Raw genomic sequence first — 25,292 nt, 5'->3', positions numbered from 1 at the left:
GTCTCATCAGGCCGCGACTTCACTTGCGGACGGGCGTTTCACCGCTGCGGCGCGGGGGAGGTCACTGCCATGATGATCAGGCTGCGTGGCGGGGGCCGCGGGGCCGGGGCAGACGCAGGCAAGACCAGTCGGGTGGAGATATGCAACGCGGTGGTGGACCGGGCGAGGGTACGGACGGCCTGGACCCGAAGCGCGCCCGCGAAGCCCGGGAAGCCCGCCGGCGCGGCAGGCACCGCCGCGCCTCGACGGAGCCGGCCGACTCCACACCGGGCCCGACGCCGGGGCCGGCGCCGGGGCCCGCGCCCACGGCAGGCCCGGTGTACGGCCCGGCACCCGCGCCCGTACCACCGGCGCCCGTACCACCGGTACCCGTCCCGCCCACGCCCGGACCGCCCGCGCCCCTGCAGCCGGCGGACGAGCCCACCGGCGGCACGGTGGGACGCGGCATGGGAGTGACGTACAAGTACTTCGGCGCCCCGGACGGCGCCACCGCGGCCCGGGTGCCGATCTCCATGCGCCCCGAGGAGCTCGGCGGCGACGAACTCGGCATGGGCGGCCTGTTCACCAAGATCAAGCCGGAGACGGTGGCCGCGATGGTCCTGACCGGCATCGAGGGCATACCCCTGCACAAGGTGCCCCCGCTGGAGCTGGTCGTCCTGCACCCCGACTACGCGGTGGTCAAGCTCCCGACGACCGTCGTCGACCCGCTGCGCGGCATCGGCGAGGAGTCGGTGGGCGCGGCGGCCTTCATCTGGTCGACGGTGCCGGACCGGGGCGGGCCGAGCGACGCGTTCAACGTGTACCAGTTGCTGCACGAATGGCAGGACTTCAGCCAACGCCTACACGAAGCCGGCCACCAGCCCTACTGCCTGGTCTGGCCCTGACCCCCGGCCCGCCGCTCCCGGCCTGACAGCCCGGCCCCGCCCGGGACGTGCCCGGCCCGGGCGAGCGGTCCCGCACCGGGCAGGCACGGCCCGGCCGACCGGCGCCGCCCGGCAAACCCAGCCCCGCCGGCGATTGAGGCGCGGGGTGCGGGGCGGAGCCCCGTAGGTCGGGCGGAGCCCCCGCCGGGCCCGCTCAAACGCCGCTCGGGCTGGAAGGGCCGACCCCGGTGTGGCCGTGCGGCCCGCACCGGGCGGGCACGGCCCGGCCGACCGGCGCCGCCCGGCAAATCCAGCCCCGCCGGCGATTGAGGCGCGGGGTGCGGGGCGGAGCCCCGTAGGTCGGGCGGAGCCCCCGCCGGGCCCGCGCAAAAAGCCGGGCGGGCCGGGCTACGGGGTGAGGACCACGCGGCCGCGGAGGCCGGGGCGGGCGAGCGCCGCGTGCGCCTCCGCCGCCGCGGCCAGCGGATACGTACCGCCCACGCGGAGCACCAGCTCCCCCCGGTCCACCAGCGCCGCCAGCCGCCCCAGCTGCGCCCCGTCCGCCGCGACCTCCTGCTCGACCACACGGATCCCCCGCACCGCCGCCGGAGCCGCCCCCGGGTGCAGCCCGACGTACACCCCGCCGTCCCGGACGGGTTCCAGCGCCGCCGCCCCGAGCGCCGCCGCGTCCAGCACCCCGTCCACCGCATCGACCGGCCGCATCCCGCGCGGTACGAAGTCCACCGCGCCCAGCTCCCGGACCAGCGCCTCGTCCTCCGCGCCCGCCAGCGCGGTCACCACCAGCCCGGCGCGTACGGCGAGTTGCACCGCGAAGCCGCCGACCATCCCGGCGGCGCCGGTCACCAGCACCGTCGAGCCGGGCTCCAGCCCCAGCAGTTCCACCGCCCGGGCGGCCGTCAGCCCGCTCAGCGGGAGTACGGCGGCCGCCGTGTCGTCCACCGTGGCCGGCGCGGGCGCCAGCGCGGCCGCGTCCAGGACGGCATACTCGGCGTGCGTGCCCAGCGGCTTGACCGGCCCGTAGTGCAGGCCGATCACCCGCTGCCCGGCCGCCCAGCCGGTCACCCCCGCTCCCACCGCGTCTATCTCGCCCGCCAGGTCCCAGCCGAGCCCGATCCGCTGCCCGCCGCCGCCGAAGACCCCGGCCCGGACCGCCCCGTCGACCGGGTTGAGGCCCGCCGCGCGGACCTTGACCCGGACCTGCCCGGCGGCCGGCTCCGGCACCGGCACCCGCGCCACCCGCACGGCCTCGGGCCCGCCGAAGGCACCGTCCACGACCACCGCGTCCATGTTCTGGCTCATCTGACTTACTCCCTCGTCGTCGGATGCGCACCAACGTAGGGAGAGCTACTTTCTTTCCGTAAGTACGCACTTGAAGGTGCGTACCGGACCCGGAAGTGCGGAGGACCCGATGGCCACCATGACCGCCGCGGCCCGCCGCGCCGAGGCCCGTTCCGCCTACGACGCGTTCCTCCGCGACTGCCCCACCAGCCTGCTGATGGCGCGGATCGGCGACAAGTGGGTCGGCCTGGTGGTGGGCGTGCTGCGCGACTCCGGCGGTACCGGCCTGCGCTACAGCGACCTGGGCCGGGCCATCCCGGGCGTCAGCCAGAAGATGCTCACCCAGACCCTCCGCTCGCTGGAGCGGGACGGCCTGGTCTCCCGCACCGTGACCCCGTCCGTGCCCGCCCGCGTCGACTACGCGCTGACCCCCCTCGGCGAGGGCCTCGGCGACCTGCTGGCCGCCGTGAAGGACTGGGCCGACGGCCACTTCGGCGAGATCCACGCCGCCCGCGAGGCCTACGACCGCGACCGCGCCGCGGAGGAGGGAACGGCGGTCTCCGGGGCCGCCTGAACGCCGCCCGGGCCCCGGGCGGCCGCCCGGGCGCCCCGCCCGGCCCGCGCCCCGCCGGCCGCCCCGCCGGCCGCCCGCCCGGAAAACCCCGCCCGCCCCGGCCCCCGCAATGGCATGCTGAGGCCGTGAACGGACCCGGAATCCAGCTGACCCTCGCGCCCGAACTGCGGCTCTTCGCCCCGCCCAGCCGGCGCGCCGACCGCATCCCCACGCCCACCGACGGCTCCTCCAGCCTCGGCCACGTCGTGGAATCGGCCGGGGTACCGCTCACCGAGGTCGGCCGGCTGCTGGTCGACGGCCGCGAGGTGCCCGTCTCGTACGTGCCGCAGGACGGCGAGCACATCGAGGTGCGGGGCGTCAGCCGCCCCCAGGAGGTCCCCGGGGCCCCGCTCCGCTTCCTGCTCGACGTGCACCTCGGCACCCTCGCCCGCCGCCTGCGCCTGCTCGGCGTGGACGCCGCGTACGAGAACGAGGACATCGGCGACCCGGCCCTGGCCACCCTCTCCGCGACCGAGCGCCGCGTACTGCTCTCCCGCGACCGCGGGCTGCTGCGCCGCCGCGAGATCTGGGCCGGCGCATACGTCTACAGCGACAACCCCGACGAGCAACTCCGCGACGTACTCAGCCGGTTCGCGCCCGCCCTGGACCCGTGGACCCGCTGCACCGCCTGCAACGGCACGCTGCGCGCCGCCGACAAGGAGAGCGTCGGCGACCGGCTGGAGGGCGGCACGCACCGCTCGTACGACGTCTTCGCGCAGTGCGCCGACTGCGAACGCGTCTACTGGCGCGGCGCCCACCACGCCCGCCTGGAGCGCATCGTCTCCGAGGCGGTCGAGGAGTTCGGCAGGTTCGGCCGCCTCGTCCGCTCCCCCGGTCCCGCCTGACGCCCGCGGGGCCCGCCGGCTGGCAGACTGCCGTGGCATGACCGCCACCCCCGCCGCGGACGTCGACGTCGCCGTCGTGGGCGCCGGCCCCACCGGCCTGCTGCTCGCCGGCGACCTCGCCGCCGCCGGACTGTCCGTGGCCCTCCTCGAACGACGGCCGCGCACCGCCGCCAACCTCACCCGGGCGTTCGCCGTGCACGCCCGCACCCTCGAACTCCTCGACGCGCGCGGCCTCGCCGCGGAACTCGTCGCGACCGGCACCGCCGTCCGCCGCATCGGGCTCGGCGGCGGGCTCTCGGTCGACCTCGACGCGCTGGCCCCGCGCACCCGCTTCCCCTTCGTACTGGTCACCCCGCAGTACGAGACGGAACGCCTGCTGGAGCGCCGCGCACTGTCCACAGGTGTGGACTTCCGCTACGACACCGAACTGCTGGGCCTGCGTCAGGACACCGGCGACGCGGTCGAGCTCGCCGTGCGCGGGCCGGACGGCCACACCCGGAACCTGACCGCCCGCCACCTCGTCGGCGCCGACGGCCACCGGTCCACCGTCCGCCGCTCCCTCGGCCTGCCGTTCCCCGGCCGCGCGGCCATCCGTTCCGTGGTCCTGGCCGACGTACGGCTCGACGATCCGCCCGCCGACGTGCTCGCCTTCACCGGCAACGGCCGGTGCTTCGCCTTCCTCGTCCCGTTCGGCGACGGCTGGCACCGCGCCATCGCCTGGGACCGCGACCACCAGCCGCCCGACGACACCCCCGTCGAGCTGGGCGAACTCCGCGCGATCATGCTCGACGCGCTCGGCACCGACCACGGCATGCGGGAGGTCCGCTGGATCTCCCGCTTCCACAGCGACGAACGCCAGGTCCCCCGCTACCGCGTCGGCCGCGCCTTCCTCGCCGGCGACGCCGCCCACGTCCACACCCCCGCCGGCGGCCAGGGCATGAACACCGGCATGCAGGACGCCGCCAACCTCTCCTGGAAACTCGCCGCCGCGCTGACCGGCCGCGCACCGGACCCCGAGGCCCTGCTCGACAGTTACGACCGGGAACGCCACCCGGTCGGCCACATGGTGCTCCGCAGCAGCGGCGCCCTGATCCGCATGATCGTCGCCGGGTCCCCGGCCGTACGCGCCGCGCGGACCCTCGGCGGCGTCGCCTTCGCCACGGTGCCCGCCCTCCGGGACCGCGCCACCGGCCTGATCACCGGCATCGGCATCGCCTATGCCGCCCCGCCCGGATCCCGCCGGCCGGCCGGCCGGCGGGCCCCGGACGTCGCCACCGCGGACGGCGGCCGGCTCTACGAGCTGCTGAGGGCCGGCACCTTCGTCCTGCTGGCCCCGGCCGGCGCCAACGGCCCGGCCACCGCCGCCGCCGGCCCGGCCACCGCCGCCGCCGGCCCGGCCGCCGCCGCCGCCGCCGAAGTGCCGTACCTCCGCCGGGGCCACTGGCGCGACCCACGCCGCACCACCCACGCCCTGATCCGCCCCGACGGCTACGTCGCCTGGTCGGCGGAGGACCCCTCCCCCGCCGACCTCACCCGTGCCCTCGCCACCTGGCTCGGCGGCCCCGCCGGGGGCCGGGCCGGCTAGAACGCGTAGGCGTCGCCGGTGTCCAGGGCCAGGACGACGTGCTCGTTGTTGCTGATGTTCCGGTCCGTCGCCCCGCCGTTCCACAGGGTGTCGATCCGCAGCGTCACCTCGCTCGGCCGCTCCTTCAGCCGCAGCCACATCCCGATGTGCCGGCCCTGCCCGTGCTCCGGCAGCCGACCCGTCTCGCACACCACCTGGCCGGCACCGGCCCGCGCGCAGCCCTCGGGCAGGGACTGCTCGTCGGCGAGCTCGGCGGACAGGCGGAGCCGGACGGTCGCGTTCGGGAGGGCGGCGGGCCCGTCGTTGGCCGGGACCAGCAGGACACCGAGCCGGCCCTGCGTGAGGGAGACCCGGCCGTGGTACGCCACATCGGCTTCCGGACCCGCCCCGGTCCCGGGCCCGGCCGCGGCGGCCGTCCCCGCGGCCCCCGCCCCCGCTCCCACCGCGAGCAGCACCCCGGCCGCCACTGCTGCACTCCGTACGACGACACCACCACGGCGCACCGCCACCACCTCCACCCCGGCGACGCTAGCCACCCGCCCGCCCCGAAGGTCGGACCATCACACGAACGTGGGCGGGCCGGCCGCCATCTGCCGCATGGCAGGCTGGCCGGCATGCTGATCCTCCGCTCCGCCGCCCTGTTCGTCCTCGCCGCCCTCCTGGAGATCGGCGGCGCCTGGCTCGTCTGGCAGGGCGTGCGCGAACACAAGGGGTGGATCTGGATCGGCGCCGGCACCATCGCCCTCGGCCTGTACGGCTTCGCCGCCACCCTCCAGCCGCAGGGCGATTTCGCCCGCGTCCTCGCCGCGTACGGCGGCGTCTTCATCGCCGGCTCCCTCGTCTGGGGCATGGTCGCCGACGGCTACCGGCCCGACCGCTGGGACGTCGCCGGCGCCCTGGTCTGCCTGGCCGGAGTCGCCGTGATCATGTACGCGCCGCGCGGCCGCTGACCGGCTGCCTATGCTGGCCGGAACAGGACCGTACGTACATACGAGGGACCCGAGGAGCCAGGACATGAGCACGGCCACCCGAACCGCAGTGGTCACCGGCGCGAGCAGCGGCATCGGCGCGGCCACGGCACGGCAGCTCGCCGCAGCCGGCTACCACGTCGTCCTCACCGCCCGCCGGAAGGACCGCGTCGAGGCCCTCGCCGAGGAGATCCGCGCCGCCGGCCACTCGGCCGCCGCCCACGCGCTCGACGTCACCGACCGCGCCGCCGTCGACGCCCTCGCCGCCTCCCTCGACCGCTGCGACGTGCTGGTCAACAACGCCGGCGGGGCGCTCGGCGCCGACCCGGTCGCCACCGGCGACCCCGCCGACTGGCGCACCATGTACGAGGTCAACGTCATCGGCACCCTGCACGTGACCCAGGCGCTGCTGCCCGCGCTCACCGCCTCCGGCGACGGCACGGTCGTCGTCCTCTCCTCCACCGCCGGCCACGCCACCTACGAGGGCGGCGCCGGCTACGTCGCCGCCAAGAACGGCGCCCGCGTCCTCGCCGAGACCCTCCGCCTGGAGATCGTCGGCAGCCCGGTCCGGGTCATCGAGATCGCACCCGGCATGGTCAAGACCGAGGAGTTCGCCACCACCCGCTTCCGCGGCGACACGGACAAGGCCGCCAGGGTCTACGCGGGCGTCGCCGAACCCCTCACCGCCGACGACGTGGCCGACACCATCAGCTGGGCGGTGACCCGTCCCAGCCACGTCAACATCGACCTCCTGGTGGTCCGTCCCCGCGCCCAGGCCTCGAACACGAAGGTCCACCGCGAGCCGTAGGAGCCGTGGGCCCGGCCCTCAGACCAGCCCGGCCGCCCGGAGATGGGGCATCAGGGCGGCCGGCCTGAGTCCGGCCGCCTTCGCCGCGCCCAGGGCCCGTTCCAGGTCCGCGCCGAGCGTCGGGGTGAAGTGCAGCAGCACCACGTCCCCCGCCTCGAGCTGCGGCGTGGGCGGCGGCGCGTCCCCCCAGGTGGTGAAGTCGTGCGTCCAGGTCACCAGCGCCTTGATCCCGCAGGCCTTGGCGGCCAGCCGCACCTCGTCGTTGACGGCCCCGTACGGCGGCCGCAACAGCTTCGGCGTCCGCCCGAACGTCTCCTGCAAGCGCTCCCCGGCGCCGCACACCTCGGCGTCCTTGCCGACCGCGTCGAGGGTCGTCAGGTCGGGGTGGTTGACGGTGTGGTTCTCCACCGTCGCCCGCCCCTCCCCGGTGAGCCGGGTGAAGTACCCGGTGTCGTACGAGGTCGCCCCGGGCAGCAGGAACAGCGACGCGGGCACCCGCTTGTCGATCAGCGTCTGCGCGACGGCCGGGTCGTGGTACCACCCGTCGTCGATGGTGATGAACACGACCTTCTCCTGGGTCGGCACCTGCGCCACGACGGGCGGCAAGCCCACCCCGGCCTGCGCGGACCCGACCGTCCCGAACCCGATCGCCAGCGACGCGAGCACGGCTGCGACCACACGTGATCTCCTCATGGCGCCACTTTGGTCTAGACCAAACGCAGGGTCAATCCCCGCCCCCGAAGAGACAGTTGCCCCTCCGCATCCCCGGCGCCCCTATGGGTGAATCCACACGGAATGTCGACTCCCGCGGATACGCTCACGGGAGCGTGAGCCTCGAAAAGGAGGAAGCTATGGCCGTGATACTGCACGAGACCACGATCGCGGACGCCGCCGATCGTCTCTCCCGAGAGCTTCCCGGGCACAAGGTGGAGATTCTCCAGGGGAGGCTCATCGTGACCCCACCCGCCGACGGGCGGCACGCGCGCACACTGACCCGGCTGACCGTCGCGTTCCACGAAGCCGGGGCGGAGAAGGCCGGCCTGGAATTCGTCCAGGGCATTGGCATCTGGCTCCCTACCGGCGCCGATGACTACGCCGTTCCGGATTTCTCACTCGTGGAAGGTGACTTCCTGGACCACAAGGTCACCAAGAACTGCTACCGGCCGGACGTCTTCCGTCTGATCGTGGAGATCACGTCCTCGAACTGGTCCGACGACATCGGCGCCAAGGTGGAGCACTACGCCAAGGCCGATGTCCCGGTGTACGTCGTCGCGGACCGCCACCACGACGAGGTGGTGATGTACACGGACCCACGTGCGACGGCCTACCGTCTGCGCCGGACCTTCAAACGGGGCACTTCGGTCACCCTCCCCGAACACCTCGGCGTAAGCGTCGAACTGCCCGTGGACATGCTGCTCGACTGACGCACGCGGAGGGGCCCCGGGCCGGCGTGAACCGGTCCGGGGCCCCTCCACTCCCCCGACAACTGCGGGCGGGCGTCAGCCCTTCACGCAGATGACCTGCCTGAGCTTGGCCACGACCTCGACCAGATCGGTCTGCTGGTCGATGACCTGCTCGATCGACTTGTACGCGCCCGGGATCTCGTCCACGACGCCCGCGTCCTTGCGGCACTCCACGCCCCGCGTCTGCTCCGCGAGGTCCCGCGCCGAGAACCGCTTCTTCGCCGCGGTCCGGCTCATCTTCCGGCCCGCCCCGTGGGAGGCGGAGTTGAAGGACTTCTCGTTGCCGAGGCCCTTCACGATGTACGAGCCCGTGCCCATCGAACCGGGGATGATCCCGTACTCGCCGCCGCCGGCCCGGATCGCGCCCTTGCGGGTGACCAGCAGGTCCATCCCGTCGTAGCGCTCCTCGGCCACGTAGTTGTGGTGGCAGTTGATCTCCTGCGTGAAGGAGACCTTCGCCTTGCGGAACTCCCGCCGGACGACCTCCTTGAACAGGCTCATCATCACGGCCCGGTTGTACTTGGCGTACTCCTGCGCCCAGAACAGGTCGCTGCGGTAGGCGTCCATCTCCGGCGTCGCCGCGAGGAACACCGCCAGGTCCCGGTCGAGCAGGCCCTGGTTGTGCGCGAGGCCGCGGGCCACCGAGATGTGGTGCGAGGCGAGCTCGTTGCCGATGCCCCGGGAACCGGAGTGCAGCATCAGCCAGACCGAACCCGACTCGTCGAGACAGAACTCGACGAAGTGATTGCCGCTTCCGAGCGTTCCGAGCTGCTTCATCGCTCGGTCATGACGGAATTTGACCGAATCGGCGAGGTAGTCGAACCGCGTCCACAGGTCGTCGAACGCCGTCGCCCCGAACCCGTAGAGCCGTGCCGGGTCCACCGCCTCGCGGTGCATGCCCGTACCCACCGGGATGGCCTGCTCGATCTTCGAGCGGAGCTTGGACAGGTCGCCCGGCAGGTCGTTCGCCGTCAGCGAGGTCCTGACCGCCGACATGCCGCAGCCGATGTCGACGCCGACCGCCGCCGGACAGATCGCGTCCTTCATCGCGATCACCGAGCCGACCGTCGCGCCCTTCCCGTAGTGCACGTCCGGCATGACCGCCAGGCCCTTGATCCACGGGAGGGTCGCGGTGTTGCGGAGCTGCTGCATCGCCTGGTCCTCGACCGAGGCCGGATCGGCCCACATCCGGATCGGAACCCGCTCCCCAGGCACCTCTACATAAGACATATCGTCCCCACAGCCCGTGAACCCCCGCAAAACTAAGATAGATCTGATTACGCAAAAAGCCTCGCTCTTGCCCCCAAAGAAGGACAGGGGACCGGCGTCAGCACCAGCGCGTGCGGTAGACATTGTGTCCATCCGCCGCCACACCGCGGCAACGGGTTTTTCGAGCGAGGGAGCCACAGGACGTGCAGCGCAAGGCAGTACGGCCCGCCCTGACGGGCATCGCGATGGCCGTCGCGCTCGTCACCGGGTGCACCGGGGGCGGCGGGACCGGTGGCGGCACCGGGGACGCCAAGGGCGGCGGCAACGCGCCCACCCCCGCGCCGCCCGGCAAGTACCAGAGCCTTCCGATGCCCTGCAAGGCCGTCGACGGCAAGAAGCTGCGCGCCATGCTGCCCACCGACCCCGAGCTGCCCACGGACCAGAGGAACCGGCTCTACGCCGGCGACGCCGACACCTCCTACGACGGCGACCGCCGCGTCGGCTGCCGCTGGAAGGCGCAGGACGCCGAGGCCACCCGCCTGCTCCACGTCGGCTTCGAGCGGGTGGTGTCCTACGACCGCGCCACCAGCAGCGACGACGACAAGGCCCACCAGGTGTACGAGCGGCAGCTCGTCGGCGCCGGGCTGCCGGCGGCCGCCACCCCGAGCCCGTCCGCCCCGTCCGGAACTTCCGGCGCGTCGCCCTCCCCCACGGCCACTCCCGGCACCCCGGCCCCCACCACCACTCCCGGCACGCCGGTCCAGAGCTCCCCGCCCGGGGCCCCGTCGGGCAGCCAGGCGGGGACCCCGAGCGGCTCCCCGTCGCCGACCCTCGGCTCGCGGCGGCTGGACGCGCTCGGCAGCGAGGCCTTCCTGCACGACGAGCTGGGCGCGGCCGCCGGGACGACGGCGGCGCAGTCCCGGACCGTACGGATCGTGTTCCGCACCTCCAACGTGATCGTCACGGTGGATTACAGCGTGCAGCCCTCGGTGCCCGGCGCCGTGCCGGAGGCGGAGGAAACCCAGGAGTGGGCGCAGGAGTTGGCGGAGGCGCTGGCCGAGCGTTTCAGCGACTGAGCGGTGCGGTGGCCGGGGCCCGCGTGACGGTCCGCACTGCGGAGCGGTCCCGGGTCGGGCTACCGTTGCCGGGTCCCGCCGACGAGCTTTGAAGGAAACATGCACCGTTCAGCCTCGCGCCTCACCCGCGTTCTCGCCTGCGCTGCCGTCCCGGTGATCCTCACCGTGGCCGGCTGCTCCTCCGACTCCGGCTCCGGAAAGGGCTCGGGCTCCGACGGCGACAAGAAGAAGTCCGGTTCGTCCTCTTCCTCCTCCAGCGCGCCGAGCGGCAAGCCGGGCGCCAAGGAGCTGGAGAAGGTGGCCGTGGAGAAGCTGCCGGACCCCTGCAAGGTGATCCCGGCGGCCACCATCGAGGCCCTGGTGCCCGAGGTCAAGGAGAAGAACGGCAAGGCGACCAACTCCAACGACCTGGACAACCGGGCGGGCTGCTCCTGGAACGGTCTGGACGAGGACGGCCTCAAGGGGTCGAACTACCACTGGCTCGCGGTCTCGCTGGTCCGCTACGACTCGCACGCCTCGCTGGGCAGCGGCAACAAGCGCGCCGAGGAGCAGTACACCAAGCAGGTGGAGGCGGCGAAGGCCGCCGAGGGCGCGAACGACGTGAAGGCGCAGGACGCGCCGGGCGCCGGCGCCGACGCGGCGACGAGCGTGACGTACACGGTGAAGAAGGACGTGGACTTCTTCAACACCACCGTCGTGGCCCGCACCCACAACGTGGTGATCACGCTCGACTACAACGGTGCCGCGTACGAGGGCGCCAAGGCCCCCGACCACGGGAAGCTGCTCGAATCGGCCGTCGCGGCGGCCAAGGAGGCCGTGGGCGCGGTCGGCGCGGCGAACCAGCCGCAGGGCGACCAGCAGAACCAGCAGAACCAGCAGAACCAGCAAAGCCCGCAGCCGCAGCAGTAACTCCGGGCGGTCACCCGTACTCTGGCCCTGCCAGGCTCGACTAGGGAGGGGATCGCGGGTGGCCGCGATGCAGCTGACTCGGACGCACCGGATTCTGATCGGCGTCGTGATCGCCGGCGCGGTGGTCATCGCGGCGATCGGTTTCGCCGGTTCGTACGCCGCCGTGCGCGAGCTGGCGTTGAAGAAAGGGTTCGGCGACTTCTCGCTCGTCTTCCCCATCGGCATCGACGCCGGTATCTGCGTGCTGCTCGCGCTGGACCTGCTGCTGACGTGGATCCGGATCCCGTTCCCGCTGCTGCGCCAGACGGCGTGGCTGCTCACGGCGGCGACGATCGCGTTCAACGGTGCGGCCGCGTGGCCGGACCCGCTGGGCGTGGGCATGCACGCGGTGATCCCGGTGCTGTTCGTGGTGACCGTCGAGGCCGCGCGGCACGCCGTGGGCCGGATCGCGGACATCACCGCCGACCGGCACATGGAGGGCGTCCGCCTGACCCGCTGGCTGCTGTCGCCGGTGCCGACGTTCAAGCTGTGGCGGCGGATGAAGCTGTGGGAGCTGCGTTCGTACGAGCAGGCCGTCGTCATGGAGCAGGACCGGCTGATCTACCAGGCGCGGCTGCAGGCCCGGTACGGGCGGGCCTGGCGGCGGAAGGCCCCGGTGGAGGCGCTGATGCCGCTGCGGCTGGCCCGGATCGGTGTGCCGCTGTCGCAGACGGCCCCGGAGGGGCTGGCGGCGGCCGGCATCGACCCGGCGCTGCTGCCCCCGGCGCCGACGCGGCCGGGTCTGCCGTACGGGGCCGGGAGCGGGGCCGGTGCCGCGGACGCGACCGCGGCCGGCGCCCAGGCCGGCGCCGGTGCCGCACCGCGTCCGGCGGGCGCGGTCCCCGGCGGGGTTCCGGGCGGGGTTCCGGGCGCCGGCGCGGCGCAGGGCGCGCCCGGCCCCCAGGCGGCGCCGGGCGTCCCCGGCGCTCCGGGCGCCGAGGACCAGCAGGAGCAGCAGCACCTCCAGCAGCCGCTGCCCCAGCACACCCCGTTCGCCGTGGACCCGACGGCGATGCCGGCGGCGCACAACAGCGCCTGGTTCGCGGCCCCGAAGGCCCCGCAGACCGCCTACGAGGGCGGCTACAACCCTCAGTACGTCGAGGGGCTGGAGCCGACCCCGGTCCTGCCGCCGGCCGGCCCGTCCGACGACCCGCAGTCCGGCGAGGCGGCCGCGCACGCCGCCCAGTACGGCCCGGCCGGCGTCCACCCCGGCGGGCAGCTGCCGATACCGGGCCCGCGCGCCGAGGACGCCGAGGGCGGTGAGCCCGAGCCGCACACCCCGGACGAGATCGAGTTCGCGGAGGCGGCGTACAAGGTGTTCCGCGCCTTCGTGGACGAGCACGCCGACTTCCCGACCCCCGAGGCGCTCGACATACACCTCGCGGACGGCTACGGCGTCACCCACCCGCGCAGCACGACCCTGCTCCGCCGCCTGATGCCGCAGCTGAAGCAGCGCTACCAGACGGACCTGGAGAACGAGCACATCGCCTGACCGGCACCCCCGGCACGGCGCGCACCGCACCACACCGCACCACACCGCACCACACCGCACCGCGGACACGGCGAGGGCCCGCACCCCCCAGGGGTGCGGGCCCTCGTCGTACGGTGGCGGCGCCGGTCAGGCCGCCAGGAGCTTGCGCACCCGGTCCGCGCCGACCGCCAGCAGCAGCGTGGGCAGGCGCGGCCCGGTCTCCCGGGTCACCAGCAGCCGGTACAGCAGGGCGAAGAACTCCCGCTGCGCGACCTTCAGCTCGGGCGTCGGCTTGGCGTCCGGATCCAGGCCGGCCATCACCTTCGGGACGCCGTAGACCAGCGTGGTCAGGCCGTCCAGCGACCAGTGCGACTCCAGGCCCTCCAGGAGCAGCTCCAGGGAGCGGCGGCCCGCGTCGTCCAGGGAGGCGAGGAGCTCGGTGTCGGGCTGCTCGCGGACCAGGGTGCGCTGGTCGGCAGGGACCTGGGTGGTGATCCAGTTCTCGGCGCGGTCCAGGCGCGGGCGCACCTCGTCGAGGGAGGCCAGCGGCCGCTCCGGCTCCAGGTCGGAGAGGATGCGCAGGGTCTGGTCCTCGGCCCCGGCGGTGATGTCGACGACGGACGCGAGGGTCCGGTACGACATCGGGCGCGGGGTGCGGGGCAGCTCGTGCGAGGCCACCCGTACCGCGCGGGAGTGGGCGGCGGCGTCGGCGGGCAGCACGGAGCCGTCCGCGACCTTGGCCTCCAGCTTGTCCCACTCGTCGTAGAGGCGCTGGATCTCCTGGTCGAAGGCGATCTTGAAGGACTGGTTCGGGCGGCGGCGGGCGTACAGCCAGCGCAGCAGCTGCGGCTCCATGATCTTCAGCGCGTCGGCCGGGGTCGGGACCCCGCCCTTCGACGAGGACATCTTGGCCATGCCGCTGATGCCGACGAAGGCGTACATCGGGCCGATCGGCTGCTCGCCGCCGAAGATGTGCACGATCTGCCCGCCGACCTGGAAGGACGAGCCGGGCGAGGAGTGGTCGACGCCAGAGGGCTCGAAGACGACGCCCTCGAAGGCCCAGCGCATCGGCCAGTCGACCTTCCAGACCAGCTTGCCGCGGTTGAACTCGGACAGCTTGACCGTCTCGGTGAACTCGTCCTCGGTGCAGACGTAGGTCATCTCCGTGGTCTCGTCGTCGTAGGACGTGACCTTGGTGAAGTCCTTGTTGCACGCGCCGCAGTACGGCTTGTACGGGAAGTACTCCGCGCCCTCGGCGCTGCCGTCGTCCTCGGCGGCGGCGCCGGAGCCCTCGGCGGCCTCCAGCTCGGCCTCGTCGACCGGCTTCTGCGACTTCTTCCCGGCCTTCGGCTTGGTCCGGTACTGGGCGAGGACGGCGTCGATGTCGCCACGGTGCTTCATCGCGAACAGGACCTGCTCGCGGTAGGCGCCGGAGGTGTACTGCTCGGTCTGGCTGATCGGGTCGTACTCGACGCCCAGCTCGGCCAGGGACTCGACCATGGCGGCCTTGAAGTGCTCGGCCCAGTTGGGGTACTCCGAGCCCTCGGGCGCCGGGACGGCGGTCAGCGGGCGCCCGATGTGCTGGGCGTGCGACTCCTCCGTCACGCCGGGGATGCCCTTCGGCACCTTCCGGTAGCGGTCGTAGTCGTCCCAGGACAGGACGTGGCGGACCTCGTACCCGCGGCGGCGGACCTCGTCCGCGACCAGGTGCGGGGTCATGACCTCGCGGAGGTTGCCCAGGTGGATGGGGCCGGAGGGGGACAGTCCGGACGCGACGACGACAGGTTTGCCCGGTGCACGCCGCTCCGCCTCGGCGATGACCTCGTCCGCGAAACGGGAGACCCAGTCGGTCTCGGTGCTGCTCTGGGCGCTCTGAGCCACGACACGTCCTTCTATCTCGAATGCTGCTTCAAACATTCTCCCAGACGGATGGTGCCGGTCCGGGGTTGCTCCCCGCCGCCGTTTATGCCGTGGGGGCGGCACGCCGCCGCGTGGGATACTCGCTTTCGTCAGAACCAACAAGTACAGACCCGTGTACTGACCTCACAGGAACGGCAGCCCATGGCCTCGGTCCCTTCCCTCGCTTCGTCCGTCAACCAGCGCGTCGCCGCCGCCCTCGTCTCCGCGCTGCCGGAGGCCGGTGCCGCCGACCCGCTGCTGCGACGAAGCGACCGGGCCGACTTCCAGGCCAACGGCATCCTGGCGCTCGCGAAGAAGGCGAAGGCCAACCCGCGCGAGCTGGCGACCACGGTCGTCGAGGGCCTGGACAAGGGCGGGGTCATCGAGGACATCGAGGTCTCCGGCCCCGGCTTCCTCAACATCACGATCGCGGACCGGGCCATCGTCGAGACCCTCGCCGCCCGCGCCACGGACGACCGGCTCGGCGTCCCGGTGAACGAGAACGCCGGCACCACGGTGATCGACTACGCCCAGCCCAACGTGGCCAAGGAGATGCACGTCGGCCACCTGCGGTCCGCGGTGATCGGTGCCGCGATGGTCGAGATCCTGGAGTTCACCGGCGAGAAGGTGGTCCGGCGCCATCACATCGGCGACTGGGGCACCCAGTTCGGCATGCTCATCCAGTACCTGCTGGAGCACCCGCACGAGCTCGACCACAAGGCCGCGCCGGCGTCGGCCACCGAGGACACCGCGGCGTCCGGCGCGGAGGCCATGTCCAACCTCAACCGCCTCTACAAGGCGTCGCGGGCACTCTTCGACTCCGACGAGGAGTTCAAGACGCGGGCCCGCGCCCGGGTGGTGGACCTCCAGGCCGGCGACGAGCAGACCCTGGCGCTCTGGCAGCGGTTCGTGGACGAGTCGAAGATCTACTTCTACTCGGTCTTCGACAAGCTGGACATGGACATCCAGGACCCCGACATCGTCGGCGAGTCCGGCTACAACGACATGCTGGTGGAGACCTGCCGGCTGCTGGAGGAGTCGGGCGTGGCCGTCCGCTCCAACGGCGCGCTGTGCGTGTTCTTCGACGAGTACAAGGGCCCGGACGGCCAGCCGACCCCGCTGATCGTGCAGAAGTCGGACGGCGGCTTCGGGTACGCGGCCACCGACCTGTCGGCGATCCGCGACCGGGTGAACAACCTGAAGGCGAACAGCCTGGTGTACGTCGTGGACGCCCGCCAGTCGCTTCACTTCAAGATGGTCTTCGAGACGGCCCGCCGCGCCGGCTGGCTGAACGAGGACACCCACGCCTACCAGCTCGCCTTCGGCACGGTGCTGGGCGCCGACGGCAAGCCGTTCAAGACCCGCGAGGGCGAGACGGTGCGGCTGGTGGACCTGCTGGACGAGGCGATCGACCGCGCCGCGGCCGTGGTCCGGGAGAAGGCGCAGGACCTCACCGAGGAAGAGATCATCGAGCGTGCCGCCCAGGTGGGCATCGGCGCGGTGAAGTACGCCGACCTGTCGACCTCCGCGTCCCGCGACTACAAGTTCGACCTGGACCAGATGGTGTCGCTGACCGGTGACACCTCGGTGTACCTCCAGTACGCGTACGCCCGCATCCAGTCCATCCTCCGCAAGTCGGGCGACGCGAAGCCGGCCGCGCACGCCGAGCTCGCCCTGACCCCGTCGGAGCGGGCACTGGGCCTGCACCTCGACGCCTTCGGCGAGCTGGTGGCGGAGGCGGCGGCGGAGTACGCCCCGCACAAGCTGGCCGCGTACCTGTACCAGCTGGCGTCGCTGTACACGACCTTCTACGCCGAGTGCCCGGTCCTCAAGGCCGACACCCCCGAGCAGGTCGAGAACCGCCTGTTCCTCTGCGACCTGACGGCCCGCACCCTGACGAAGGGCATGTCGCTGCTGGGCATCCGCACGCCGGAACGCCTCTGACGGGGGCGGGGCGGGGGCGGGGCCGCTCGGGCGGGACCTGAATCCCCGACGGGGGTGGGGGCGGGTGGGCCCACCGGACCGGTGGCGTTGAATCCGTCGGGGTGGTTGCCCGTCCGTCCCATCGTCCTTCCGGGGCCGTCCGCCCTGTCAAGGGCGCTCCTTCGTCGCGTCGCTGCGCGATGGCCTTCGGCCACCCTTGACAGGGCGGCCGTCCCCGGAAAAACGACAGACGAACGAGCAACCCAAAACAAGGGCAAGGGGTGCGCCCGAGGATGCGGCCCTGCCCGGCTGCCCGCCGGGGCCGGGGGCGGCGGCCCAATCCGCCCTCCGGGCGGGAAGCCCCACCTTCACCCGCCCGGAAGGTGCACCAGACGGCCCGCCCAAGGGGCACCCCACACCGCTACACCCTCCACTCGGCAAAGTGTCCCCGTCCGGTCGGTGGCCGGACATAGACCGCCATCGATCGCTACGCGCTCCGGCCGTCCCGGCGGCCGAAAGGCCGTCCGGGGCCGATGTCCGCAACGAAAGACCGTCTGGCGCGTCGTGGATTGCAGTCAGACGCCCAGTGGGCCGACGCAAGGGGTGGCAAAGCCCCTCAAATAGGGCATATCGCGAGCCCTTTGGGCTCGACCGGTCTCCTTGCCTCATTCCAGGACCGTCTGGCGCTCACTGACGACCCCATACCGCCGCACTCGGCCCCACGCGGCTCCGGGGGCCGCCAATACAGCCGATGACCCTCCGCCCTCGGGCGGTCTATGTCCGGCCACCGACCGCACGGGGACACTTTGCCGAGTGGAGGGTGTAGCGGTGTGGGGTGCCCCTTGGGCGGGCCGTCTGGTGCACCTTCCGGGTGGGTGAAGGTGGGGCTTTCCGCCCGGAGGGCGGGTTGGGCCGCCGCCCCCGGCGCCGGACCGCTAACGGGCGGACCCGTAGGGAATGGGCACCCCTTGCCCTTGTTTTGGGTTGTCCGTTCGTCTGTCGTTTTTCCGGGGCGGGCGGCGGGGTCAAGGGTGGCCGAAGGCCATCGCGCAGCGACGCGACGAAGGAGCGCCCTTGACGCCGACGCACGCCCCGGAAGGACGATGGGACGGACGGGCAACCACCCCGACGCACCCAACGCCCCCGGTCCCGTGGATTCCGGCTGTCCCCGGCTCCGATTACCGGTTCGGCGTGGCGGGGCCGCCGCCTTCGTCCGCCTTCTGCCGTGCGCGGTCGTCGTCCAGCAGGTTGCGCACGTACGTCTGGAGGGACTGGTGGTTCCTCGCGGCCCGCGCCTTCAGGTCGTCGAGTACCTCAGCGGAAAGTCCGTGCAAGTGAAGAGTGGCCATCTGCCAAGACTGGTCCTGCTGAAAGCGTTCTGCCAGCCTCCGTCGAAGCATCACCCTGGCTCGTGCGCCGGGCGTGCGCTGTTGTGCGCCCCCCTGTGACGAACTCGCACCACACCACTTTCCCCGGCGATCTCGGCACCGCACCCCACCCGTCGGAGACCGCCGCGACGATCCGGAGGCCGAACCCCGAACCGATCGCGGTCCGCGACAGACCCGGTCCGCTGTCGTGGACCTCGACCCGCACGCCGCCCTCGTACGCGAGCAGCCGCACGCGGTACCCGCGTCCCGGCGGGGTGCCGTGCCGAAGCGCGTTGGTGGCCAGTTCGCTCACGCACAGCAACACATCGTCCCGACGGTCGTCCAGTCCCCACGTGCTGAGCGTCTGGGCGGTGAACGCCCTGGCGGCACAGACGGTTTGACGGGAACGCGGGAACAGTCGCTCCCTCATCAATGCGGGTTCAGTTCGGAGGATCACGACCGGATCGTCGCGTTCCGTCACTAGCGTTCGGGACTGGGCCAACCCGTACCAATCGATTGGTACGGGTGGGTACGGGTACAGCTGCGGCGCAGGTGGGGAGTGCATTGGCTATGCCGCCGAGGAGACGAGTACCGAGGAACGGGACGGCCCTGAAGATGATCGGGGCGCAGGTCGCCGTCCTTCGAGGACTGAAGCGCTTGACGCAGCGCGAACTGGCCGATGCTGTAGGGCTGGATGTGGAGACGGTGGGCTCGATCGAACAGGGCAGACGCGCCCTGATGCCTGACATCGCGGCGGAGATGGACCGGGTGCTGGAGTCGGGTGGGGTGCTCGCCGCTGCGGTCGCCCACCTGCCGGCCGTCGACCACGTACCAGCGTGGGCCGAGGCGTTCATCGATCTGGAACGCGAAGCCGTGGACCTGTCGTCATACGAGAACCTTCTGATCCCTGGCCTGCTCCAGACCGAAGGGTACGCACGCGCCGTCTTCACAAACGAGATCCCGGCCCTGAGCGAGCAGAAGATCGCGGATCGAGTGGCTGTCCGCATGGCCCGACAAGGGATCCTGCATCGAGCGGATCCACCGAACCTCAGCTACGTGATCTCGGAAGCCGCATTACGCGACCAGCTGGGCGGCCCGGAGGTTCACAGGGAAGCCCTCAGGCACCTTCGCGCCTGCGCAGACCTGCACGGCGTCACCATCCAGATCATGACCCTGGGCAGGCAGACCCACGCAGGACTCTCCGGCCCCTTCGTCCTCATCGTCACACCGGACCTTCAGCACCTCGCATACGCAGAAACGCAACGAGGTAGCCAGCTCATCTCCGACCCCAGCGAGGTCAGCATCCTGTCCCGCAAGTATGCGATGCTGCGCTCACAGGCCCTCAACCCGGAAGAGTCCAAGGGCCTGTTGGACGGGTGGCTAGGAGAGCGATGAGCACCGCACTGAAGTGGTTCAAGTCCAGCTACAGCGGCGACGAGGGCGGCCAGTGCCTGGAAGTGGCCTACGCCTGGCGGAAGTCCACCCACAGTAGTGAACAGGGCGGCAACTGCGTAGAGGTAGCCGCCTGCCCCCACACCGTCCACGTCCGCGACTCCAAGCGCCTCGCCGACGGCGGTCCCGTGCTCGACCTCGCCCCCGCCGCCTGGGCGGCGCTCACCGGCTGGGTCGCCGGGCGGTAGCGAGCGGCGACGGGGGGTCACCGGGGCGTCACCCGTACGGCTCGATTCCGGCCGTGTGGGCCGGGTAGGGGACGGCCCGTCCGACTCCCGCCCCCGTGGAGGCCCCGTGCCCGACAAGAACGGCCCGTACAAGGCCGGAACGCCCTGCTGGATCGACCTGATGGTGCCCGACCAGCAGTCGGCGATCGACTTCTACAGCGACCTCTTCGGCTGGACCGGGGAGGTCGGCCCGCCCGAGACCGGAGGTTACGCGGTCTGCCAGCTCAAGGGCCGGCCCGTCGCCGGGATCATGGCGGCGATGAACCCCGACGGGAGCACGCCCGACCCGATGCCGCCGGCGGCCTGGACGACGTACCTGGCCACGGACAGCGCGGACGCCACCGAGAAGGCGGTCCGGGATGCCGGCGGGCAGGCGGTCATGCCGCCGATGGACGTGATGAACCTGGGGCGGATGGCGGTGTTCGCCGATCCGCAGGGTGCGGTGTTCGGGGTGTGGGAGGCCCGGGAGTTCTACGGTGCCGGCATCGTGAACGAGCACGGTGCGCTGATCTGGAACGAGCTGAACACCAGTGATCCGGATGCCGCCGGCCGGTTCTACGGTTCGGTGCTGCCGATCGCGCCCGCGCCGTCCGAGGTGGAGGGCGCCGAGGGCTACGTCGAGCTGAAGGTGGACGGCCGGGCCGTGGGCGGGCTGATGGACCTGGGGAAGGCGCCTGCGGGTACGCCGCCGCACTGGATGGCGTACTTCAACGTGGACGACCCGGACGGCGTGGTCGTGGCGGCGGTCCGGGCGGGTGCGACGGTCCTGGCGCCGCCGTTCGACATGGTGGCGGGGCGGATGGCGGTGCTGGCGGATCCGCAGGGCGCGGTGTTCTCGGTGATCGCGGCGAAGGCGCCCGAGCAGCCGGTGTAGCGGCGCGGTCGGCGAACCGGGCGGGGGTGGGCCACAGGGTCCGCCCCCGCCCGTCGTCGTGCCGGCCGGGGCCGGTTCAGGCGTCCTCGGGGAGGGACGCCAGGCCGTCGAGGATGCGGTCGAGGCCGAAGCGGAACTCGTAGTCGGGTTCGTCGGCGCCGCCGCTCAGGACGCCGGAGTCCAGCAGGCGGGTGACCGAGGGGTGGCGCTGGGGGTCGGTCAGCCGGCGCAGGGTGTTCTGGTAGCGGGTGACCAGCTGGTCGGGGCTGGTGCCGCTGAGGACGATGGCTTCCATCATGTCGGCGGTGAGCGTGGCCGTGTTGCGGACGAAGCCTCCGATGAGCATGAGCGTGGAGAGTTTGGCCTGCTCGGGCCAGCGGGTGCCGGCCATCGCGGCCAGGCCGCGTTCCATCCAGGCGACCTGGTTGGGGGTGGCGGGCGGGGCGGTGATGGGGATGCGCAGGACCCAGGGGGCGGCGAGGAGCACGCGCAGCTGGGCGTGGGCCCATTCCGCCAGGAGTTCGCGCCAGCCCCAGGTGTCGGCGCCGTCCGGCAGGGGTGGCGGGGTGCCGACGCCGGCGTCGGCCATCAGGACGTAGAGCTCGTCCTTGGCGGAGACGTAGCGGTAGAGCGACATGGTGGAGACGCCGAGTTCCTTGGCGACGCGGCCCATGGACACCGCCGTCATCCCCTCGGCGGCCGCGAGGTGTACGGCGGCGCCGACGATCCGGTCGAGGGTGAGCCCCGGCCGTGGCCCCTTGCCGGGGCGGTCGCGCAGGCCCCAGGCCATTTCGAGGCTGGCCGGGAGTCCGGTCCCGGCCTCCGGATCCGGCTCGTGGGGCTCCGCCATGTGTGTCTGCTCCCTGACTGTCGGTTGACCCCATCCTAGTTCTGTGTATTACTTACACAGAAGAGCGTAAGGCATACGCAGATAGCCGAAAGGTGTGGCCCATGGCCCTTCCCGCAGCCCGCTCCGCTCCCCCGACGGCCCCGGCGTCCACCTCGAGGGCCTCCCAGGAGGCCCTCGGCATCGAGGCCGGCATCGAGGCCGTCGCCCTGACCAAGTCCTACGGCGGCCGGCGCGTCCTCGACGGCGTGGACCTCTCCGTGCCCCGGGGCAGCGTCCTCGCGCTGCTCGGCCCCAACGGCGCCGGCAAGACCACCACCGTCCGCGTCCTCGCCACCCTCACCCCGCCCGACTCCGGCACCGCGCGCGTCGCCGGACACGACATCGCCGCCGAGCGGGCCGCCGTGCGCCGGCGGATCAGCCTCACCGGCCAGTTCGCGGCCGTGGACGAGCTGCAGACCGGCACCGAGACGCTGCGGATGATGGGCCGGCTGGCCGGGCTGACCCGGCGGGCCGCCCGGACCCGCGCCGACGAGCTGCTGGAGCGCTTCGGTCTCGCCGAGCACGCCGGCCGAACCGCGAAGACCTACTCCGGCGGCATGAGGCGCCGGCTGGACCTCGCCGCGAGCCTGGTCGGCCGGCCCGAGGTGCTCTTCCTCGACGAGCCGACCACCGGACTGGACCCGCGCAGCCGCCAGGAGCTGTGGGAGGTCGTGCGCGAGCTGCGCACCGACGGCACCACGGTCCTGCTCACCACCCAGTACCTGGAGGAGGCCGACCGGCTCGCCGACCGCGTCGTCGTGCTCGACTCCGGCCGGATCGCCGCCCAGGGCACCGCCGCCGAGCTCAAGTCCAAGGTCGCGGGCCACCGCCTGGACCTCACCCTGGCCACGCGCGAGGCGTACGACGCGCTCGCCGTCCACGACGTCCACCACGCGGTGTACCGGGCGCCCGAGGAACTCACCCTCGGGCTTCCCACCGACGGCAGCGCCGCCCACGTGCGCGACCTGCTGGACGAACTCGACCCCGACCGCACCGCCGTGGCCCGCTTCGCGGTGCGCGGTGCCACCCTCGACGACGTCTTCCTCGCCCTGACGGGAGCCTCCCGATGACCACCGCCACCGCCACCGCCACCGCCACCACCGCGCACCGCGCCTCCGGCTCGCGGACGTCCGCCCTGACGCTGGCCGGCCGGTGCGTCCGGATCAGCCGCCGCAACCCGGACGCCCTGGTGACGGCCCTGGCCCTGCCGGTCATGCTGATGCTGATCTTCGTGTACTTCTTCGGCGGCGCCATCGACACCGGCACCGCGTACGTGACCTACGTGGTGCCCGGCGCGATGCTGCTGTGCGCGGGCTTCGGCGCCGCGTCCACCGCGGTGAGCGTGGCCGACGACATGAAGACCGGGATCATCGACCGGTTCCGCGCGCTCGACGTCGGCGGGGTCGCGGTCCTCGCCGGACACGTCACCGCCTCGGTGCTCCGCAACCTGCTGTCGACCACGCTGGTGCTGGCCGTCGCCTTCGCCATCGGCTTCCGTCCGCAGGCCGGTCCGCTCGGGTTCCTTGCCGCGGCCGGGCTGCTGGTCTCGTACATCACGGCGATCTCCTGGCTGGCCGCCTCCCTGGGGCTGCTCGCCAAGTCCCCCGAGGCGGCGGGCGGGTTCACCTTCCTGATGATGTTCCTGCCCTATCCGTCGAGCGCGTTCGTCCCGATCGGGACCATGCCGGGCTGGCTGCACGGCTTCGCCGAGAACCAGCCCCTCACCCCGGTGATCGAGTCCCTCCGGGCGCTGCTGCTGGACCAGCCCGCCGGGAGCAGCCCGTTCGTCGCCCTGGCGTGGTGCGCGGCCATCACCGCGGCCTCGCTGGTCATGACGGCGGTCGTGTTCCGCCGCCGGACCCGCTGAGGCCGGCCGCCCCCGGGCCGGTCCGGGTCAGCAGGTGTACCCGCCCGGCTCCCGCAGCAGCGCGACGAACACCCACACCATGACCGCGGAGCCGAGCAGGCCGGCCAGCAGGCCGGCCGGCAGGCTCCACCGGGCCGCGTAGCCGACGGCCAGCCCCCACCAGGCGGCCGCGAGCAGCACCAGTACGGGCACGTACAGCAGCAGCGCGAAGGAGTTCGCCGAGGCGTTGACCCCCACGTCGCAGGCCCGCCAGGCGGCGGACAGCAGCACCGCGCCCGCCGCCCCGGTCGCCAGGCCGCCCAGGGGTGCGGCGACGCAGCCGGCGGTGCCGCGGGTCACCGCGGGGTCCTGATCTGGGGGACGTCCTTGCCGTCCTGCTTCGCCTGTTCCATCCGGTCCAACGCGTCCTCGATCCCTTGCCGGAGCTGTTCCTGCGTCATGTCCTCCCCGTACTTGTCGTACAGCTCCATCCCGACCCGCATGGTGATCTGGTCGCCCTGGTCGTCGTCGCCGGTGAGCAGGGTCTCCCCGAGCGACGCCCCTTTGATCAGGGTGTCCGGGTCGAAGCCCGCGGCGCGGCCGATGTAGCCGTAGTGGACGTTGGAGTAGATGTCGTAGAACACCTCGCGGTTCTGCCCCGGCTGCTTGAAGAAGAAGTCGTCCTTGTGCCGGAGGTCGTAGCGGTCCTGGAGCTGCGGTTTGTGGTCCCAGTCCTGGCCGGGGGCGACCTTGAGGCCCCACATGACGAGCGCCGCGTTGACGTCGTTGCCGTAGTTGCGGCCGAACTCGTACCACTCGGGTTTCCGCAGCAGCGCCTGGAGGTTCCTGAGGGTGTCCGAGTCGAGGTTCTTCTTCATCTCCTCGAAGATCCACTTCTCGGCGTCGGTGAACTTCTCCTCGCTGCGGGCCCGGCCGGTCGGCGGGATCACCGGCTTCGCGGTGCCGTTGAAGCCGTTCATGGTCCCGTCGAGGGGGTTCCCGTCGACGACGACGGCCTCCAGGGCCCGGCGCACCGCGCGGTCGAACTCGTCGACGGCCCGTACCGCCTGCTCGATGTGCGAGGTCCAGGACTCCTCCGCCTCCCGCAGGCCGGGGTCCCGGCGCATCAGGCGGGCCTGGGCCGGGTCCTCCACCCGGTCGAAGTCGAAGGTGGCCCGGCCGTCCGCGGAGACCTTCATCCCTGCGCCGACGGCGTCCTCGCGTGCCGACTCGACCTTCTTCCTCAGGTCGGTGAAGCCGGAGTGCGCCTCGCGCAGGAGCGCGGCCACCGCCCTGGCCTCGGTCTGCGCCGACGCGTACTCACGACGGGTGACGCCGGAGTTGGTCCGGGCGGCGCCGGCGGCCACGCCCAGCCACTCCTGGCCCGTACCGCTGATCTTCTGGACGCTGTCGCCGTACCGTTCCTCGACCTTGCGCAGCTCCCCGGCCATGGCGTCCCACTTGGCCGCCGCCGTGGCGAGCGGGCCCAAGTCCGTCGTCATCACTTCCTGGTACGTGAGCACGTTCCCCCCAACTGCCCGTACAGGTATGCGTTTTGGACCCTAGCCCGGGCCGGTGGCCCGCGCCCGGCGTTTCACGCGTTGCGGGGCGCCGGCGGTCCTCACGACCGCCGGCGCCCCGCCTCACCACCTTCCCGGGCTCTCCCT

Annotated in this window: 26 protein-coding genes; 16 read left to right on the top strand and 10 right to left on the bottom strand. The window is 72.6% G+C overall.

The features are described 5' to 3' along the window. The first annotated feature begins 446 nt into the window (after positions 1-446). Complete coding sequence (locus ACFY61_RS12450; protein ID WP_389470542.1) at positions 447-884, top strand: hypothetical protein; 438 nt, start codon at positions 447-449, stop codon at positions 882-884. A gap of 387 nt (positions 885-1,271) precedes the next feature. Here the strand turns inward: ACFY61_RS12450 and ACFY61_RS12445 are convergent, their stop codons facing one another. Continuing rightward, on the bottom strand, positions 1,272-2,171 hold the full coding sequence (locus ACFY61_RS12445; protein ID WP_389471270.1) for an NADP-dependent oxidoreductase: 900 nt from the start codon (positions 2,169-2,171) through the stop codon (positions 1,272-1,274). 121 nt (positions 2,172-2,292) lie between these two features. Between ACFY61_RS12445 and ACFY61_RS12440 the strand changes: the two genes are divergently transcribed. The 3 genes from ACFY61_RS12440 to ACFY61_RS12430 all read left to right on the top strand — a co-directional run bounded on the left by ACFY61_RS12440 (position 2,293) and on the right by ACFY61_RS12430 (position 5,205). Then, a complete protein-coding gene (locus tag ACFY61_RS12440; RefSeq protein WP_389470540.1) occupies positions 2,293-2,736 on the top strand; it encodes a winged helix-turn-helix transcriptional regulator in 444 nt (147 codons plus the stop codon). 125 nt (positions 2,737-2,861) lie between these two features. Further along, positions 2,862-3,620 carry a Mut7-C RNAse domain-containing protein gene (locus ACFY61_RS12435; protein ID WP_389470537.1) on the top strand — a complete coding sequence of 253 codons (759 nt, stop codon included), beginning with the start codon at positions 2,862-2,864 and terminating at the stop codon, positions 3,618-3,620. A 37-nt stretch (positions 3,621-3,657) separates the two neighbouring features. Then, complete coding sequence (locus ACFY61_RS12430) at positions 3,658-5,205, top strand: FAD-dependent monooxygenase (protein ID WP_389470534.1); 1,548 nt, start codon at positions 3,658-3,660, stop codon at positions 5,203-5,205. On the opposite strand, the gene ACFY61_RS12425 is transcribed toward ACFY61_RS12430, so the two are convergent. Next, complete coding sequence (locus tag ACFY61_RS12425; protein ID WP_389470531.1) at positions 5,202-5,741, bottom strand: hypothetical protein; 540 nt, start codon at positions 5,739-5,741, stop codon at positions 5,202-5,204. The two genes, ACFY61_RS12430 and ACFY61_RS12425, sit on opposite strands and share 4 nt — an antisense overlap. Before the next feature lie 78 nt (positions 5,742-5,819). Here ACFY61_RS12425 and ACFY61_RS12420 point away from each other — a divergent pair, with 78 nt between their 5' ends. Both ACFY61_RS12420 and ACFY61_RS12415 read left to right on the top strand, forming a co-directional pair. Then, complete coding sequence (locus tag ACFY61_RS12420) at positions 5,820-6,155, top strand: YnfA family protein (protein ID WP_389470529.1); 336 nt, start codon at positions 5,820-5,822, stop codon at positions 6,153-6,155. Positions 6,156-6,219: 64 nt separating this feature from the next. After that, positions 6,220-6,981 (top strand): SDR family NAD(P)-dependent oxidoreductase, encoded by a 762-nt coding sequence (locus ACFY61_RS12415; RefSeq protein ID WP_389470527.1) that lies wholly within the window; start codon positions 6,220-6,222, stop codon positions 6,979-6,981. 18 nt (positions 6,982-6,999) lie between these two features. Here the strand turns inward: ACFY61_RS12415 and ACFY61_RS12410 are convergent, their stop codons facing one another. After that, positions 7,000-7,674: a polysaccharide deacetylase family protein gene (locus ACFY61_RS12410; protein WP_389470524.1), complete on the bottom strand. Its 675-nt coding sequence runs from the start codon at positions 7,672-7,674 to the stop codon at positions 7,000-7,002. Between the two features lie 158 nt (positions 7,675-7,832). Here ACFY61_RS12410 and ACFY61_RS12405 point away from each other — a divergent pair, with 158 nt between their 5' ends. Continuing rightward, entirely contained in the window at positions 7,833-8,405 is a 573-nt protein-coding gene (locus tag ACFY61_RS12405) for a Uma2 family endonuclease (protein WP_389470521.1), read from the top strand. Positions 8,406-8,480: 75 nt separating this feature from the next. On the opposite strand, the gene ACFY61_RS12400 is transcribed toward ACFY61_RS12405, so the two are convergent. Further along, positions 8,481-9,674, bottom strand: coding sequence for an RtcB family protein (locus ACFY61_RS12400; protein ID WP_389470518.1), 1,194 nt, complete (start codon positions 9,672-9,674; stop codon positions 8,481-8,483). 182 nt (positions 9,675-9,856) lie between these two features. Between ACFY61_RS12400 and ACFY61_RS12395 the strand changes: the two genes are divergently transcribed. From ACFY61_RS12395 to ACFY61_RS12385, 3 genes are all read left to right on the top strand, one after another. Beyond that, positions 9,857-10,729 (top strand): DUF3558 domain-containing protein, encoded by an 873-nt coding sequence (locus ACFY61_RS12395; RefSeq protein WP_389470516.1) that lies wholly within the window; start codon positions 9,857-9,859, stop codon positions 10,727-10,729. Between the two features lie 99 nt (positions 10,730-10,828). Then, on the top strand, positions 10,829-11,638 hold the full coding sequence (locus ACFY61_RS12390) for a DUF3558 family protein (RefSeq protein ID WP_389470513.1): 810 nt from the start codon (positions 10,829-10,831) through the stop codon (positions 11,636-11,638). A 58-nt stretch (positions 11,639-11,696) separates the two neighbouring features. Next, the gene (locus ACFY61_RS12385) at positions 11,697-13,169 is read left to right on the top strand and encodes a DUF2637 domain-containing protein (protein WP_389470511.1); all 1,473 of its coding nucleotides are present in this window, start codon (positions 11,697-11,699) and stop codon (positions 13,167-13,169) included. A gap of 126 nt (positions 13,170-13,295) precedes the next feature. Here the strand turns inward: ACFY61_RS12385 and lysS are convergent, their stop codons facing one another. Beyond that, positions 13,296-15,029, bottom strand: coding sequence for a lysine--tRNA ligase (lysS, locus tag ACFY61_RS12380; protein ID WP_389470509.1), 1,734 nt, complete (start codon positions 15,027-15,029; stop codon positions 13,296-13,298). A gap of 180 nt (positions 15,030-15,209) precedes the next feature. Between lysS and argS the strand changes: the two genes are divergently transcribed. Further along, positions 15,210-16,991: an arginine--tRNA ligase gene (gene argS, locus ACFY61_RS12375; protein WP_389470506.1), complete on the top strand. Its 1,782-nt coding sequence runs from the start codon at positions 15,210-15,212 to the stop codon at positions 16,989-16,991. A 1,157-nt stretch (positions 16,992-18,148) separates the two neighbouring features. Here the strand turns inward: argS and ACFY61_RS12370 are convergent. Together ACFY61_RS12370 and ACFY61_RS12365 are read right to left on the bottom strand one after the other, a co-directional pair. Further along, positions 18,149-18,319, bottom strand: a complete 171-nt coding sequence (locus ACFY61_RS12370; RefSeq protein WP_389470503.1) for a hypothetical protein — start codon at positions 18,317-18,319, stop codon at positions 18,149-18,151. Beyond that, complete coding sequence (locus ACFY61_RS12365) at positions 18,285-18,767, bottom strand: ATP-binding protein (protein WP_389471267.1); 483 nt, start codon at positions 18,765-18,767, stop codon at positions 18,285-18,287. The genes ACFY61_RS12370 and ACFY61_RS12365 overlap by 35 nt, the downstream gene beginning before the upstream one ends. A gap of 227 nt (positions 18,768-18,994) precedes the next feature. Between ACFY61_RS12365 and ACFY61_RS12360 the strand changes: the two genes are divergently transcribed. The 3 genes from ACFY61_RS12360 (at position 18,995) to ACFY61_RS12350 (ending at position 20,890) form a co-directional block, all read left to right on the top strand. Beyond that, positions 18,995-19,732, top strand: coding sequence for a helix-turn-helix transcriptional regulator (locus ACFY61_RS12360; RefSeq protein ID WP_389470500.1), 738 nt, complete (start codon positions 18,995-18,997; stop codon positions 19,730-19,732). Then, positions 19,729-19,977, top strand: coding sequence for a DUF397 domain-containing protein (locus ACFY61_RS12355; protein WP_389470498.1), 249 nt, complete (start codon positions 19,729-19,731; stop codon positions 19,975-19,977). The genes ACFY61_RS12360 and ACFY61_RS12355 overlap by 4 nt, the downstream gene beginning before the upstream one ends. 106 nt (positions 19,978-20,083) lie before the next feature. Continuing rightward, a complete protein-coding gene (locus ACFY61_RS12350) occupies positions 20,084-20,890 on the top strand; it encodes a VOC family protein (RefSeq protein ID WP_389470496.1) in 807 nt (268 codons plus the stop codon). 76 nt (positions 20,891-20,966) lie between these two features. On the opposite strand, the gene ACFY61_RS12345 is transcribed toward ACFY61_RS12350, so the two are convergent. Then, positions 20,967-21,740, bottom strand: coding sequence for a TetR/AcrR family transcriptional regulator (locus ACFY61_RS12345; RefSeq protein ID WP_389470494.1), 774 nt, complete (start codon positions 21,738-21,740; stop codon positions 20,967-20,969). A 101-nt stretch (positions 21,741-21,841) separates the two neighbouring features. Between ACFY61_RS12345 and ACFY61_RS12340 the strand changes: the two genes are divergently transcribed. Together ACFY61_RS12340 and ACFY61_RS12335 are read left to right on the top strand one after the other, a co-directional pair. After that, positions 21,842-22,849 (top strand): ATP-binding cassette domain-containing protein, encoded by a 1,008-nt coding sequence (locus ACFY61_RS12340; RefSeq protein WP_389470492.1) that lies wholly within the window; start codon positions 21,842-21,844, stop codon positions 22,847-22,849. After that, complete coding sequence (locus ACFY61_RS12335) at positions 22,846-23,646, top strand: ABC transporter permease (RefSeq protein WP_389470489.1); 801 nt, start codon at positions 22,846-22,848, stop codon at positions 23,644-23,646. Before ACFY61_RS12340 ends, ACFY61_RS12335 begins: the two co-directional genes overlap by 4 nt. Positions 23,647-23,673: 27 nt before the next feature. Here ACFY61_RS12335 and ACFY61_RS12330 read toward each other — a convergent pair whose 3' ends face one another. Together ACFY61_RS12330 and ACFY61_RS12325 are read right to left on the bottom strand one after the other, a co-directional pair. Further along, positions 23,674-23,985 (bottom strand): hypothetical protein, encoded by a 312-nt coding sequence (locus ACFY61_RS12330; RefSeq protein ID WP_389470488.1) that lies wholly within the window; start codon positions 23,983-23,985, stop codon positions 23,674-23,676. Next, on the bottom strand, positions 23,982-25,127 hold the full coding sequence (locus tag ACFY61_RS12325) for a polymorphic toxin type 44 domain-containing protein (RefSeq protein ID WP_389470486.1): 1,146 nt from the start codon (positions 25,125-25,127) through the stop codon (positions 23,982-23,984). Before ACFY61_RS12325 ends, ACFY61_RS12330 begins: the two co-directional genes overlap by 4 nt. Between the last annotated feature and the right edge of the window lie 165 nt (positions 25,128-25,292).

The sequence above is a fragment of the Streptomyces sp. NPDC012888 genome (genome assembly GCF_042900645.1).
GTDB lineage: Bacteria > Actinomycetota > Actinomycetes > Streptomycetales > Streptomycetaceae > Streptomyces.
This window is presented reverse-complemented; position numbering and strand designations above follow the sequence as displayed.